At 44.6% G+C, this 14,985-nt stretch carries 11 protein-coding genes; 4 read left to right on the forward strand and 7 right to left on the reverse strand.

The window, feature by feature from the left end; translation table 11 throughout:
- Nucleotides 1–2 precede the first annotated feature (2 nt).
- Together G5B30_RS12685 and cls are read right to left on the reverse strand one after the other, a co-directional pair.
- A complete protein-coding gene (locus tag G5B30_RS12685; RefSeq protein WP_165320368.1) occupies nucleotides 3–2,708 on the reverse strand; it encodes a carboxypeptidase regulatory-like domain-containing protein in 2,706 nt (901 codons plus the stop codon).
- Between the two features lie 68 nt (nucleotides 2,709–2,776).
- Nucleotides 2,777–4,255 carry a cardiolipin synthase gene (gene cls, locus G5B30_RS12690; protein ID WP_165320369.1) on the reverse strand — a complete coding sequence of 493 codons (1,479 nt, stop codon included), beginning with the start codon at nucleotides 4,253–4,255 and terminating at the stop codon, nucleotides 2,777–2,779.
- 70 nt (nucleotides 4,256–4,325) lie between these two features.
- Between cls and nhaA the strand changes: the two genes are divergently transcribed.
- Nucleotides 4,326–5,528: a Na+/H+ antiporter NhaA gene (nhaA, locus tag G5B30_RS12695; RefSeq protein ID WP_165320370.1), complete on the forward strand. Its 1,203-nt coding sequence runs from the start codon at nucleotides 4,326–4,328 to the stop codon at nucleotides 5,526–5,528.
- A gap of 319 nt (nucleotides 5,529–5,847) precedes the next feature.
- A complete protein-coding gene (locus G5B30_RS12700; RefSeq protein ID WP_165320371.1) occupies nucleotides 5,848–6,186 on the forward strand; it encodes a hypothetical protein in 339 nt (112 codons plus the stop codon).
- A gap of 101 nt (nucleotides 6,187–6,287) precedes the next feature.
- On the opposite strand, the gene G5B30_RS12705 is transcribed toward G5B30_RS12700, so the two are convergent.
- On the reverse strand, nucleotides 6,288–8,033 hold the full coding sequence (locus G5B30_RS12705) for a chloride channel protein (RefSeq protein WP_240903201.1): 1,746 nt from the start codon (nucleotides 8,031–8,033) through the stop codon (nucleotides 6,288–6,290).
- A gap of 179 nt (nucleotides 8,034–8,212) precedes the next feature.
- On the opposite strand from G5B30_RS12705, the gene G5B30_RS12710 reads away from it, so the two are divergent.
- Both G5B30_RS12710 and G5B30_RS12715 read left to right on the forward strand, forming a co-directional pair.
- Nucleotides 8,213–9,505: a TIGR00341 family protein gene (locus G5B30_RS12710; protein ID WP_165320373.1), complete on the forward strand. Its 1,293-nt coding sequence runs from the start codon at nucleotides 8,213–8,215 to the stop codon at nucleotides 9,503–9,505.
- Nucleotides 9,506–9,684: 179 nt separating this feature from the next.
- Nucleotides 9,685–11,157, forward strand: a complete 1,473-nt coding sequence (locus tag G5B30_RS12715; RefSeq protein ID WP_165320374.1) for an alanine/glycine:cation symporter family protein — start codon at nucleotides 9,685–9,687, stop codon at nucleotides 11,155–11,157.
- Here the strand turns inward: G5B30_RS12715 and G5B30_RS12720 are convergent.
- From G5B30_RS12720 to G5B30_RS12735, 4 genes are read right to left on the reverse strand one after another with little or no spacing between them, the layout of a single operon-like run.
- A complete protein-coding gene (locus G5B30_RS12720; protein WP_165320375.1) occupies nucleotides 11,137–11,955 on the reverse strand; it encodes a ZIP family metal transporter in 819 nt (272 codons plus the stop codon). The two genes, G5B30_RS12715 and G5B30_RS12720, sit on opposite strands and share 21 nt — an antisense overlap.
- A gap of 1 nt (nucleotide 11,956) precedes the next feature.
- On the reverse strand, nucleotides 11,957–13,315 hold the full coding sequence (locus G5B30_RS12725) for a dihydrolipoamide acetyltransferase family protein (RefSeq protein ID WP_165320376.1): 1,359 nt from the start codon (nucleotides 13,313–13,315) through the stop codon (nucleotides 11,957–11,959).
- A gap of 21 nt (nucleotides 13,316–13,336) precedes the next feature.
- Nucleotides 13,337–14,599: a competence/damage-inducible protein A gene (locus G5B30_RS12730; RefSeq protein WP_165320377.1), complete on the reverse strand. Its 1,263-nt coding sequence runs from the start codon at nucleotides 14,597–14,599 to the stop codon at nucleotides 13,337–13,339.
- 20 nt (nucleotides 14,600–14,619) lie between these two features.
- Nucleotides 14,620–14,973: a four helix bundle protein gene (locus tag G5B30_RS12735; RefSeq protein ID WP_165320378.1), complete on the reverse strand. Its 354-nt coding sequence runs from the start codon at nucleotides 14,971–14,973 to the stop codon at nucleotides 14,620–14,622.
- Nucleotides 14,974–14,985 lie beyond the last annotated feature (12 nt).

The raw sequence follows: 14,985 nt of genomic DNA on the forward strand, positions 1-14,985 counted from the left end.
GGTTAGTTGACATTATAATAAAATTCTTTCCGCCCCACCCGGCCAGTCTCGTCCATCCCTTCTACGATAACTTTATATTTACCATTGCCATCCCCGTTATAATACTCCAGACTGATCTGTCCGTTTTCATCCGGTTGCACATCTGGATTCCAATAGATCGTCGTCCGGTAATCATTCGTCGCTTTACTTTGCGGTGTATCGTATTTGGGCATATAAAAAGTACGTTCCTTAATATACCCTAAGGGGTAAAGATCAATAATATTCGTTTTCGGGATCAAGGCCTCAATTTGCGACAGCGTCATGCGAGGGCCCTTGGGCTTCTCTTTTTTGGTAATAATGGATACGACACCATCATTTTGATACAGTCGGCTGACTGTACCCAAATCATCCCGCAAAAAGATTTCAATCGCTTCGATTTCAAAAGGCTGTATAGAATTCAGCGTATTTTCATCGATAGGCATACCATTCAGGAAAAACTGCACCGGTACGCGGGAACCCTGATTATAGTTCCGGGTCACGTAGTATTTCAAGGTATTGTTGTCATACGTAATGCCCGTCAACATCGTGCTCAGACACATCGTCAATACATTACAGCCCGACAGCCTGTCCCCTTCCACCCGGTGATCCGCCATCGACAACCCCGACAGGGAAGAAAACTCCTTGCTCGTTCTGGAAACCTGCACCGTCCGGCTCACGACTACCTCATCGATCAAAATCGACGTCCGGTATTCATTTTTACTATTCTCCAAGTAAGAAGTCAGTTGCTGGTCGATATTCAACACCTCATTAGCCGTATACGGATTACGTTCATCGACAGCGGGATAGAATGTCTGATCCATATTGATAACCAGATTCCGGTAATTATCATTCCCTCTCGCATTGATATTGACCTTTGACGAATCGGTAAAAACCAAATCTTCAAACGCAAACCGCCCTTTCTGATCCGTATACACATCCTTGCGGTAAGCCCGGGACGGAATAGAAAGCAACAATCCTCCATTGGGATAAGGTCGTCCGGTATTCAGAAAAAGTGTACCCGATAAACTAATTCCCTGCTCGGGCAGATAGCTCACCTTCGGCAGCTTCTCTGCCACCAAGTCATTATAGTCAAAACGTCTGAACCCCTGCGTCATCAAAAGCGCGTCGAGTGCCTCCTGCCTATTTTCCACCTCCGGATCGAAATAGTAAGATGGCTTTTCCACATAACCTTTCAGGTCCGATGTCAGTAAGAGATCGCTGATAATCGTATTCTCCTTATGGTAATCATACGGCACCTTCACATCGTCAATAACGGCTACCGAAAGCGTACTGGCACTTTTCTCAGCCGTTAGGTTAGTAATATCCAACTTCACCTTTTCCTTACGGGCATAATTGGCCTTATCGGTCTTGATCCCTAAGGTCAATAATTCACCCGAAGAGTTAAACACCAACCGTTCACTTAAGACCTTTCCCTGCGGGCTCATCAACGTAAATTGCATGATACCATTCGGAACATTCGCTTTGGGCACACGGATCGTTAAAGAAGGGTTCTTAAGCGTTGCCTGTGCACCATATATCAAATGGCCATTTAGCTGCCCAAAAATATAAAAAGCCGTATTTTGCACCTTGGAAAATGCTGCATCATTGGCTGTTATAGTTAGTCCCACCGACTCGGCATTATTATCCTGTACGATGAGATTAACACCTTCCTCTTTGACCTCCGGAAGGTCAAAAGTCATTTCTTCGCCGTTAGCAAAGGTGGCCACCGCCTTATACACCTGGCCAGCTTCCGGCGTCATTTTAAAATAGCCCATACCTAACCCTAAGTCAGCAAATTCGGCTACTGTCTTTTTCTTCGAATCGATAATTTTCCCTTTTACTGTCAGACCTTTACCATTTTGCCCCACAGCTTTAAAAGCTACCTTCTTTTCCAGTCCAGCAAGCAGGTCGCCCCCTTCGGGGAAAAATTGCATATCAGCATCCCAGATCGCATGTTTCAACGCGAAATCACCGACAAGATTTCCCTCGCCCTCCAGCTTAACGATGAGCCTTCCTTTTTTTAACAGCTCCCGGTCTTTCGTTGAAAACGTAATCGTCGCTCTTCCCATATCATCCGTCTCTTCCCGCCCTTTGTCGAAAGGATCCCATCCATCTGTCGTTTCCCAGGTCAGTTTATTTCGTCCCAATAACGCTCCTTTACTATCTCTAAATTGTATCGTGGCTTTGGTCTTATTACCATGCGACACATATTCAATATTTGTCGACAATTTTTTATTAATCGCATCACCCACGGTGACTATCTTATTGTAAAAATAAGCCGGATCAAAGTTCATCATCCATTTGGTATAACCCCGAAAGCGATAATTATCCTGCTTGATAATCTGCGGGTCCAAAACAAATTGCCCCTTGCCTACTCCTTTTTCTAAAGGAATTTTAAGGGTTTGTATTAATGAATCTTTTCCGTTTATGATATCGACATAGCCGATTTTACTGGGTAAATATTCCAACTGGTTATGGTATAGGTACATTTTAAACCAAAGCGTATCACCCACCGCATAATAAGGCTTGTCAAAATGAAGGTGGATTTTTTCAACCGGGTAGACATTTAAAAACTTCTGCACCCGTTCAACGACTGTATTTATAGGAATCGTAGGTAGCGTTTGGGCTTTTATCGTATATGAGGCACACAAAATAAAAATCAGGAACAGAACAAATTTATTTCTTTTCATCAATCAGATCAGTTTAAGCTAAAAGTAAGACCCTCCTACTACTCAAAAGTAAAATTAAAAATCAGAAATTACAACAGCGGAGCCAAGAGTCGGAATACGGAGTCCAGCCCCCTCTTCCACCGGGGACGCTTCTGCCATTCTTTCAGTGTGAAATGATGGCTATCTAATTTATCCAGCTCAAACTGATCGCTGATCTGCCTGCACATCTGCTTATCGGACACGACCGCAGCGATTTCATAGTTGATATAAAAACTGCGGATATCCAGATTCACTGTACCTACAAAGGCCAGCTTGTCGTCTACATTGACCGTTTTCGCGTGCAGGAACCCTTTCTTATACAGGTATACTTTCACACCGCGCTCCAGCAAGGGCTTCAAATACGAAAAGGAAGCAAAATGTACGAGGTTCGAATCCGACCGCTCAGGGATCATCAATTCGACCTCTACTCCCGAGGCTGCGGCAATAATCAAGGCCCGCTCCAATTCTTCCCCGGGAATATAATAAGGTGTACACAACTGAATCTTCGTATTGGCTTCCCCTATCGCCATCAACAGGGCCTCCAGATTAAAAGGTCCCCGGGAAGCCGGGTCGCACGAGACAAAGCCCACACTCGCCTCTCCTTCTGCTCTGCCCCGATCTCGAATAATCCTTAGGTAACCTTCCTCCAACACAAACGGCTCGCCCTCGGTCTGATTCCACGAATTCCAAAAGCTGATCTGAAGCATGTTGACAGCCAGTCCTTCCACACGAACCGAGGTGTCACGCCAATAGACTTTATTGCCCAGACTCGGGTCATTGCTGTAACGATCTGAGATGTTTATCCCGCCCACATAGCCGATACAGGCATCGATAACGGCTATTTTACGGTGGTTGCGGTAGTTGGAGTTGGCCAGGGAGGTGAAGGTAACCGGCAGGAAAGCCTGAAACAGTATCCTGCTCTCTTTCGTCCTACGCATATACTTGACAAGCTCGGGCGATCCGAAGCTGTCGACAATGAGACGTACGGCGACGCCCTCTGCGGCCTTTTGCTCCAATATGTTTAGCACTTCCAGCCCTATCCGATCCAATTCGAAGATATAGTACTCCATGTGGATGGAATGACGAGCCTGCGCCAGGTCAGCTTTCAAGGAAGTAAATTTCTCCTCTCCATTGATTAAAAGCCGAACGTCATTATCCAAGGTAGGCGACGATAGCCTTTCATTTTTCATGAGGCGGAAGACCCGGGAAAGATCGCCGATCCTATCGTAAATATCCCGGATAAAAAGCTCCATATCCGGCTCCAGCAGCTCCCATTGATGCTTTAATCGCAGGGCTTGCTGTTTATTGATTTTCTTGATTTTCTGGACCTTGACAAATTTCTGTCCGAAGAAATAATAAAACACCAAACCTAAAACCGGCAAAAAGACAATAACCAATATCCAGGCGATGGTCTTTGTCGGGTTCCTATTCTCAATCAATATGGCACTGATCACACCCGTGTAGAGCACTACTAACGGCACCCAATACCAATCCAACGTAAAATGAATAAAAGGTTCAAGGACGTGCATAGCATAAAAATAATAAAAATTCTCTATTTTAGCGGACTATTATAAAACAGACCGTATATAAAAAACAGCCATGAATCAGCTCATCAACCCACACGTGTTCAAAGATTTTTTCAAATCTAGTAATGCGGGTGGTATCCTTCTCTTTATCTGTGTAGTCTTTTCACTTATCTTAGCCAATAGCCCTTTAGCCCAGAATTTACAGAATCTACTGGACCATCAGATGGGGTTTGAAAATGAAGATATTCATCTGCGCTATTCCGTACTGATGTGGATTAATGACGGTCTTATGGCTATTTTCTTTCTTCTTGTAGGGTTAGAAATCAAGCGGGAAATTGTTGAAGGCGAGCTATCCTCTCCTAAAAAAGCATCACTACCTATTCTTTGTGCCATAGGGGGAGCCGTTGTGCCCGCTTTGATTTATTTGAGCTTGAATGCAGGAAAAGAAACTGCCGGCGGCTGGGGTATCCCGATGGCTACGGATATCGCCTTTGCTTTAGCCGTCATCAGCTTGTTAGGTAATAAAATACCGGGAAGCCTTAAAATATTTTTGGCGGCCTTAGCTATTGTCGACGATCTGATCGCTATTTTGGTTATTGCCCTCTTTTACTCTTCGGGGCTTGAAACGACGTACCTGATGTACGCTGCCGTGGGCATGGCCGTATTGGTGAGTATGAACAGGTTAAACATACAAAACCCTTATCTCTACCTGATACCGGGCGTATTTATCTGGTATTTCATTCATCATTCAGGCATTCACGCCACTATCGCAGGGGTATTGGTGGCTATGACAATACCCACGAACGATACCGATATTGAATCACCGTTAGAAAGACTTGAACATGCACTGACTAAACCCGTCAATTTTTTAATCATCCCGCTTTTTGCGTTCGCCAACACGAATATCACCTTTGAAAGCGAGATGGTCAGCGGACTAACCTCTTCCTTGGGATTGGGGATTTCACTGGGATTGCTGTTGGGAAAACCGATCGGTATCTTGCTCACATCTTTTATCTGCACCAAATTAAGAATCAGTGCCCTTCCCGAGGGAAGTTCCTGGAAGCATATCATTGGCGTAGGATTGTTGGCCGGAATAGGTTTCACGATGTCTATATTCATTGCCCTCCTATCCTTCAACGATGCACTACATATTGCAGAAGCCAAGTTATCCATATTGGTAACGTCTTTTTTAGCGGGGATATTAGGGTATACATTCTTGAATATGACGCGCAAGAAGGTCTCTCCCGGAAGCGACCAACAGGAAAGCCCAATATAAACGACTTTTGTATATAAGGGATAAAATCCTGCCAAAATCAAAGAACTACTAAAAACTTTTTGGCAGGATTTTATCCTTTTTTTGGCCAAATGTTAGGCTTAAAATCGCCAAGAATCTTTATTTAAATCATTTGAAGTAGGATTTTTGGGGTTATCATTCCAATTTCGACCGCTTCGTCAACCCGAGGGGAATTTTGCTTCCCCCTTGGGGTATTTTGAAAACCACAACGGGAGACGACCTAACCCCTCGGTATATACACAAGATCCAAGAGGATATTTGAAACACCCTTTGGGGTTACCGCAAGAGCAGAAGGGAAATTTTGCCTACTCCTCGGGATGTGGTGAATAGCCAAGAGGGTTTCTTCCGTACTCTTTGGGGTTACCGCAAGAGCATAAGGGAAACTTTGCTTACCCCTCGGGATGTGGCGAATAACCAAGAGGGTTACTTCCGTACTCTTTGGGGTTACCGCAAGAGCAGAAGGGAAATTTTGTCTACCCCTCGGGATGTGGCGAATAACCAAGAGGGTTACTTCCGTACTCTTTGGGGTTACCGCAAGAGCAGAAGGGAAATTTTGTCTACCCCTCGGGATATTTTGAAAACCACAAGGGGAGACACCTTGACCCCTCGGTATATACACAAGATCCAAGAGGATATTTGAAGTACCCTCTGGGGGTTACCCCGTGAGAAAAAGGGAAATTTGATTCCTCCCTCGGGATGTTACGAATAGCCAAGAGAGTTTCTTCCGCACCTTTTGTGATATCACGCATAATACTCCGCCTGTCGCATCAACAAGGCCCTGTACTTATTAAACACGGCAGACTTTGAAATAAAGCCCAGATACTTCCCATCATCATCCACCACAGGCAGCATCCACACATCTTCCCTATTCATTTTCTGCATGACGACATCCATACGCAATGAGATATTGACGATATCTACAGGCTTTTGCATAATCTCCTGCATAGGCTTCTCCTGTGCAGAAACATCTTCTCCCAATAAGATCTCCAGCAACCGCTCACTATGGATAATTCCCAAAAACTTTCCCTCATCATCTACAATAGGAAAGATATTCCGCTTGGTGTGAATAATATCATGCCGCCTATCCATCGCTTTTTCATTGGGTTTCAAGATGGTAAAATTTTTCTCCAGCAGATACCGGAGCTTCATCATACTTAGCACCGTACCGTCTTTGTCTTCAAGGCTGAGCAGATCTCCCTGTTCGGCAAGCACCTTGGTATATATCGAGTGCTTCATGATGGCCTTATTAATTAGGTAGGATATAGCGGTCACAATCATCAGCGGCACCATCAATGCGTAGCCGCCGGTGATCTCTGCACTGAGGAAAATAGCAGTTAAAGGGGCGTGCATAATACCACTCAAGGTCGCTGCCATCCCGACTACAGTAAAGTTTACAACATTTAATTCTGCCCAACCCGTCAGATTGATCCCATATGCAAAGGAAAAACCCAGCAAGCCGCCCAGCACTAAGCTTGGTGCGAATATACCGCCGTTACCTCCGCTACTCAGGGTGACCAGTGAAGCCACGGTTTTGAACAATGCCGTCAGCACGACAAACAACAGTAAAGCTATACCTATACCCTGGTATGGGGCAAATATACTGTTGCCCAATAGAGCTTCATGTTTACCGTCCAAAATCTGCTGAATAGTAATATAACCTTCACCGTAGAGGGCTGGAAAAAGAAAGATGAGAATACCCAGAATTGCACCGCTGATCCATACTTTGCGATACGGATTCTTAATCCCATCCAGCCACCGTTTAATACGTATGCTCAACTTGGCAAAGAAAATGGAATAGACCCCCACAACCAAAGCCAGTATGATATAATAAAACACCCCATTCATCGCCCAATCACCTGTTACCAAATGAAATAGTGGCTCTGCATAAAGCGCTTTCGAGATGACCGAAGAGGTAGCCACGGCAATCAACAGCGGGATGAATGCCGGTATGGAAAACTCAGGGAGCAACACCTCTATAGCGAAAATCATCCCTGCGATAGGGCTATTGAAAGCTCCTGCAATACCTGCAGCTGTACCACAGGCCAGCAATAACGTAATTTCCCGATAGTTAAGCCCAAAGAAAGAGCCGATATTTGATCCGATCGCTGCACCCGAATAAGCTATCGGGGCTTCAAGCCCGGCAGAACCACCAAAACCGACGGTGATAGCACTGGTTATAATCTGAGAATAAGAATTATGAACGGGAATTTTACTGGATCTCCGCGATATAGCATATATAATCGGTGTTATGCCATGCTCCATTTTCTTGCCCTTAATAAATCGGCGGACGTACATGACACTGAGCAAAATTCCGATTAAGGGGAATAGCAGGTAGATATAATATTTGTATTCGATCTGTACATCATCTTGCAAGAATGCCGCAATACTATGTGTCATACCTTTCAACAGCGCTGCCGCCAATCCACTCACGATACCGACTAATACAGCCAAAAAGACCAAAAAATTGCGATTGGAGATCTTTTGCATTCTCCAACGGTTTATTCGTTTGACAAATCGGTTTACTTGGGCTAACACTCGCCAAGATATAATGTATAGTTTTTCCCTGCTCATATATCATTCAACGCTCAAAACGGTCAAAAGTAAGAAAAACAGAACAAAAAGTGTATTTGTATATATATTTGCTTTTGAATAATGTAACAATCCACATGAATAAACTGTTTGATTTTTTTGATCTGCATAGAGGTGAAGACCAAAAGGAGAAAGTATTGGAAAATGTTGTCAACAACATTTCTTTTCGAGGTGCAAATGCCTGGATTTTAGCTTGTGCTATCGTCATTGCCTCGGTGGGACTAAATGTTAACTCAACGGCCGTCATCATCGGAGCAATGCTTATATCTCCGTTAATGGGCCCTATTTTGGGTGCTGGATTTGCATTGGGCACTTTTGACTTTCCACTATTGAAAAAATCAATTAAAAACCTCTTGATCGCAACTGTGATAAGTCTGGTTGTTTCCTTTCTTTATTTTATAATAAGCCCCTTCAAAGAAGCTCAATCAGAGTTATTGGCGCGCACCTCGCCCAATATATACGATGTACTGATCGCCTTTTTCGGCGGTCTGGTCGGTGTCATAGCCATCACGAGGGTCGATAAGGGCAACCCTATCCCTGGAGTCGCTATCGCTACAGCGCTCATGCCTCCGCTCTGTACTGCCGGCTATGGATTAGCTATAGGAAATATACCTTTTTTTGCTGGAGCTATCTATCTTTATATTATAAACTGTGTTTTTATCTGTCTATCTACCTTTACGATCGCCAAATATCTGCGTTATCCCAAAGTACGTTATGTGGACAAGCAAAGAGAGAAGCGAATTGGACAGAGCATTACCCTATTGACCATCGTATTGATTGCACCAAGTCTGTATTTTGCATACAACCTGTTGCAGGAAAAAAAGTTTAGTGATCGCATTAAACAGTTCATCCAGCATGAGTTCATCGAAAAAGGTTATACAATCGTTTACGAAAGAACGCAATTCAACAAAAATCCGAAGCAATTGGAATTAGCATTCCTCACAAAAAAGTTCCAACCCGGAGAAATCAAACAACTCCAAAAATCGATGGAATCTTACGGTATCGAAAACACAGCGCTCGTCATCAAACAGGATAGTATAGACCTCAGATCCGCCATATTAAGCGAAATAGATAAACATACAGTCTCGGTCAACGCAAAAGACCTTACCATACGGAGCCTGAACCAGCGCCTCTCCCGATATGAGCTGGCGAACACACAACTTAGCCATGACATCCAAATATTATTTCCACAGATAACACATTATAGTATAGGTGTGCAACAATATCACAACCAACGTGACAGCTTGGTGCATTATATCGCCTTCGTTTATCAGACAACAGATGATTTTTCATCAGAGGAAGATAAAAAATTAAAAAAATGGCTATCTATCCAGCTTCCAAAGGACAGTTTAGCGTTTATAAAGTACTAATTAATTAAAAAGTACTAACTCTTATTAAATACACCGTGCTCAGATACCGTTGGGACTTTTCTTGCGAACTGAATGCATTTGTAACATTTTTCACAAAAGAGTACTCTTTTTTTTCTAATAATCCATCAAAAACCATTTGCTTTCCTTATTTTGCGCCCTTTAAAAATAAACCCTAATCCATGAAAGAAACACTAAACAGCATAAATGACCTTGTATGGAGCAATGGCTTGATATACTTATGTATAGTGGCAGGAATATACTTTACGATCCGTTTTGGTATACCCCAGCTGCGATACCTCAAAGAAATGATAAGACTCCTTTTTTCGGGAGGGAGCTCCGCGAAGGGTATCTCCTCGTTCCAGGCGTTTTCATTAGCAATATCGGGACGTGTCGGTACGGGCAATATCGCGGGCGTGGCAACGGCTATCGCCATGGGGGGACCGGGCGCTGTTTTTTGGATGTGGGTCATTGCTTTTCTAGGCAGTTCTTCGGCGATCGTGGAAGCAACTTTAGGTCAGATGTACAAAGAGGTCAAAGACGGCCAGTATCGAGGCGGTCCGGCCTTCTATATTCTCAGAGGCTTGCGATCAAAAGTATTCGCCTGGGCTTTTGCAATTGTAACTATAGCAAGTACAGGCTTCTTATTACCAAGCGTACAAAGTAACAGCATTGCGTTAGCTTCTACAGCTTCTTTTGGTCTTTCAGCAAGTACAGTCGGTATTATTTTAATTGTTTTATTAAGTATTATTATTATCGGAGGTGTCAAGCGCATCAGTCGTATCGCAGAGTTTGTCGTTCCTTTTATGGCAGGAGCCTATATTTTAATGGCATTGATCATTATCGCCATGAACTTCACCAAAATCCCCGAAGTGATGAGCCTGATCGTCCGCTCTGCTCTCGATATGGATGCTACTTTTGGCGGAATTGTAGGTATGGCCATATCGTGGGGCGTCAAGCGCGGAATTTACAGTAACGAAGCCGGACAGGGTACCGCCCCACATGCCGCTGCTGCTGCCGAAGTGTCGCATCCGGTCAAACAGGGTCTGGTACAAGGTTTTTCCATCTATGTGGATACGTTATTTGTCTGTACAGCCACGGCGTTTATGATTCTCTTTACGGGACAATATAATGTTGTTCATCCCGAGGGGGGATTTATTGTACAAAACCTTTCTGACACGATACAAGCAGGACCCGAATTCACGCAGTATGCCGTAAGTCACCATTTCCCGACAATAGGAGGTGGTTTTGTGGCGTTGGCGCTGTTTTTCTTTGCGTTCACGACCATCATGGCCTACTACTATATCGCGGAAACAAACGTCAGCTTTATTGCTGGAAAAGGTAAGGCTATGATTGGGGTCTGGATCCTGCGTGTTTTAATTCTGATTTCCGTATATATGGGTTGTGTTACCACAGCGGAGGCTGCATGGACATTGGGTGATATTGGTGTTGGGTTAATGGCATGGCTGAACTTCATTGCTATCATCCTTTTGCATAAAAAAGTTGTGGTATTATTCAAAGATTATAATGAACAGCTGAAACAAGGCATAGATCCGGTGTTTGATAATGCTAAATTCAATTTTCCCAACATGGAAATCTGGAATCGCAAAACATCAAAAGAAACACAAGAGGTATCACCCCAAGACCACGTCTAAGCTCATCATCACCAAAAACCCACCGATAAACCCTAACGTGGCGATATCGGAGTTTTTGTTCTGTTGCGCTTCGGGAATAACCTCCTCCAAAACAACGAAGATCATCGCTCCTGCTGCAAATGCCAGCGCATAAGGCAATATGGGTGTAAATAAGGTCACGGCAAAAGCCCCGAGAACGCCGGCCATAGGTTCTACAATGGCCGACAACTGTCCATAAAAGAAACTCTTGCGACGGCTAAGCCCCATTCTCCGTAAAGGCATAGCGACGGCAATACCTTCCGGAAAATTCTGTAGACCAATACCAAGCGCCAAGGTGGCTGCTCCTGCAATACTGGCTTCAGGAATACCGGCAGCTACTCCGCCAAATAATACCCCTACGGCCAAACCCTCCGGAATATTATGCAATGTAATGGCTAAAATCAACAAGGTCGTCTTCTGCCAAGGTGATTTGATTCCTTCTACTTTCTTGAAATTAGCATGGAAATGCGGTAGGATTTTATCCAATCCAAACAAAAAGAACGCACCCAGCAAGAAACCGACTACTGCAGGTACAACTTTGACAAAACCTTCGCCCTCGCTCATGTTCATCGCCGGTATAAGCAGGCTCCATACACTTGCTGCTACCATGACACCGCCTGTGAAGCCCAACATACCGTCCATGACATTCTTGTTGGTTTTATTAAAGAAAAAGACCAATCCTGCTCCTAACGCTGTAACAAGCCAGGTAAATATGGTGGCGTATAGCGCGCCTAAAATAGGGTCTATACTTTCCAAATATGAGATAACAGACTCCATCATATCAGATAATCCGTTCTTTATCCCAGTTTTCCAAATAATCCGCTACCTTCCGAATAAATGAACCGCCCAATGCACCATCGATGACACGATGATCGTAGGACATGGTAAGATACATTTTATGACGGATAGCGATAACATCTCCATGCTCGGTTTCCAGGACGGCAGGTTTTTTCGTAATCGTGCCGACTGCCAGTATAGCGGCCTGTGGTTGGTTGATAATCGGCATACCAAAGATATTGCCAAATGCACCGATATTGGTAAATGTGAACGTTCCACCCTGTGTGTCATCCGGCTTAAGCTGATTCGCCCGGGCTCTTCCGGCCAGATCATTGACCGCCTTGCTCAAGCCTACCAGACTAAGCTGATCGGCATCTTTGATCACTGGAACAATGAGGTTGCCTGACGGCAGTGCTGCCGCCATACCGATGTTGATATGCTTACGCTTAATGATATTGTAGCCATCTACGGATACATTGATCATGGGAAAATCTTTCAGTGCCTTGGTAATAGCTTCGATAATCAGCGGTGTAAACGTTATATTTTCGCCTTCCCGCTTCTTGAAATCGTTTTTTACCTTATTTCGCCAATGCACCAGATCAGTCACATCGGCTTCGACGACCGAAAAAACATGTGGTGACGTATGTATGCTGTGTACCATATGGTCAGCGATAAGCCGACGCATGCGATCCATTTCGATGATTTCATCTTCTCCAGAATCGCCAACAAACCGTGCTGGCGGTACACCGGTCCTACCTTCTGAGCCCACAGCCCGCACATCCGATTTCACTTCTTCCACCACAGGTGTGGTCCCAACGGCTCCTTTAGCCGAAAGGTAAGCCAAAATATCGTGCTTGGTCACCCGGCCTTCCGCTCCGGATCCCGGAATACGTTCCAGTTCTTCGGGACGAACACCTTCCTGTTCAGCAATACTTTTTACGAGTGGCGAATAAAAACGGCTGTCACTTGTCTTTTGTATCGGTTCTATCGGAGTGACTGTCTCCTCTGTATGCGGTTGCGTCAATTGCTCGATACCAGGAATAACAGCCTGCGGTTCTTCGTCAAAAGCAACTTCGGATGCAGGCTCTTCTTCTTTCTCCGCAGATGCTTCTTCTTCCTCACCAGCAATCTCAATCAAGGCAATGGCGTCACCGACCTGAACAACATCTCCCTCTTCAAATAACAGCTCTTTTACGGTACCCTCTACTGGTGACGGCACATCTGAATCGACTTTATCAGTCGCTATTTCAACTACCGCATCATCTTCTTGAACCGTATCTCCCACCGTTTTTAACCACTTGGTCAGTGTGGCTTCGGATACGCTCTCACCCATTTTCGGAAGTAGAAGTTTATATATTGCCATAATTATTTCGTGTAGCAGCTGCTAAATTACAAAATTAAATTCCTTTTTATATAACATCCACAGCATAATTAAAGCTTGCATACGGCTGCGCTCTATATTAATAGCCCGCGAATTGGCGAACTGAAACTTCTTGGCGATAGTCTCTCCCTTGCCGGCTACCGCAATCCACACCGTGCCCACAGGTTTCTCGGCACTGCCTCCCGATGGGCCGGCAATACCGCTCGTGGCGATACCATAATCTCCCCCGCTCAACTGTTTGACACCTTCGGCCATCTGCCGGACGGTCTGTTCGCTAACGGCTCCAAACTCGGTTAAGGTGCTTTCGTTCACTCCTAAAACTTCACTTTTGATCTTATTATGATACGCGACAATACCACAATCAAAAACCTGACTTGCACCTGCTATCTGCGTGATGCAGGCTGCAATTGCACCTCCGGTACAGCTCTCCGCCGTCGCTATTTTTAAACCCTGACGGGTAAACTCTTCGACAATAGCTTGTTCGAAAGAAATATCCTGGTGCGATACGATATATGGCCGCAACCTATCGGCAATTTGTCGTGTGTAGGAGTCTGTTTCTTCTTTTAAACGCTCGGCATCTGTCCCTTTAGCGGAAAGTCGTAGCCGAATCAAACCTATTTTGGGCAGATACGCCAGTTTAATCGTGGCAGGCAAGGCGTTTTCAATGTCGGCAATCTTCTCCGCCAGATAGGACTCGCCCAGTCCGACAGTCAGCAGATAAGCATGATATGTATGCTCTCCATTGCGCAGCTGTGCCAATCTGGGCAAGACCCGATGCTCCATCAGAAACTTCATCTCAAAGGGCACTCCGGGTAAAAAGATATAGCGCACGCCTTGATCTTCTACCCACATGCCGGGAGCGGTGCCTACGTCATTGAACAATACTTCACAACGGGCCAGAACTTCCGCTTGGGCATAATTAGACAGTGGCACCTCCCGCTGCGGAGCATGGCGTGCAAACAGAGCTTTGACATGCGCCAGGACTTCCGGGTCAAGATGTAGCTCGGTATCAAAATACTGCGCTATCGTCTTTTTGGTTACGTCATCCTTTGTCGGCCCCAATCCACCTGTAACGATCACCAGTTTGCTCCGCTTCGCGGCCTGATCTAAAGCCGTAATAATAGCCTGTGCTTCGTCCGGGATAGATGTTATTTGGACAACCTGTATATCTAAAGGGGTAAGCTGTTCCGCAATCCATGCCGAATTGGTGTCAACAATCTGACCCAATAGTATTTCATCGCCTATAGTTATAATTTCTGCACCCATTATTAATTACGAATTATGAATTACGAATTACGAATCGTTTTTTGGATAGAACCAATAATTTTCAATAATTCGGTTGTATCATCCAATAAACTTTCACTTTGTTCGCTTGTCAAATAACCTGTGTCTCTTAACAGCCTAATCCAATAATGTGTTTCCCTCGCTTCCTTATAGGCTATTGTCAATTTAGCAAAAAAATCTTTACCTGATTGCCCGCCGATAGCTTCCTCGATATTTGCTCCAATAGAAGTGCCACAACGCAATAGCTGTCTGCTCAATACAAACTCCTTTTGATGTTCTGACAAAAATTGATAAACTTTTACAATTCTAACCGCAAAAGCATAACTTTTGACTTGAACAACGTTATCTTCCCTCATTTGTGAACTATT

The organism is Sphingobacterium sp. SGG-5 (assembly GCF_011043525.1).
GTDB lineage: Bacteria > Bacteroidota > Bacteroidia > Sphingobacteriales > Sphingobacteriaceae > Sphingobacterium.

Coding starts and splice junctions, on each gene's coding strand:
- G5B30_RS12705 (WP_240903201.1), bottom strand. CDS start 8,033: ATGCAAAAGATCTCCAATCGCAATTTTTTGGTCTTTTTGGCTGTATTA.
- G5B30_RS12715 (WP_165320374.1), top strand. CDS start 9,685: ATGAAAGAAACACTAAACAGCATAAATGACCTTGTATGGAGCAATGGC.
- G5B30_RS12725 (WP_165320376.1), bottom strand. CDS start 13,315: ATGGCAATATATAAACTTCTACTTCCGAAAATGGGTGAGAGCGTATCC.
- G5B30_RS12685 (WP_165320368.1), bottom strand. CDS start 2,708: ATGAAAAGAAATAAATTTGTTCTGTTCCTGATTTTTATTTTGTGTGCC.
- cls (WP_165320369.1), bottom strand. CDS start 4,255: ATGCACGTCCTTGAACCTTTTATTCATTTTACGTTGGATTGGTATTGG.
- G5B30_RS12735 (WP_165320378.1), bottom strand. CDS start 14,973: ATGAGGGAAGATAACGTTGTTCAAGTCAAAAGTTATGCTTTTGCGGTT.
- G5B30_RS12730 (WP_165320377.1), bottom strand. CDS start 14,599: ATGGGTGCAGAAATTATAACTATAGGCGATGAAATACTATTGGGTCAG.
- G5B30_RS12720 (WP_165320375.1), bottom strand. CDS start 11,955: ATGATGGAGTCTGTTATCTCATATTTGGAAAGTATAGACCCTATTTTA.
- G5B30_RS12710 (WP_165320373.1), top strand. CDS start 8,213: ATGAATAAACTGTTTGATTTTTTTGATCTGCATAGAGGTGAAGACCAA.
- nhaA (WP_165320370.1), top strand. CDS start 4,326: ATGAATCAGCTCATCAACCCACACGTGTTCAAAGATTTTTTCAAATCT.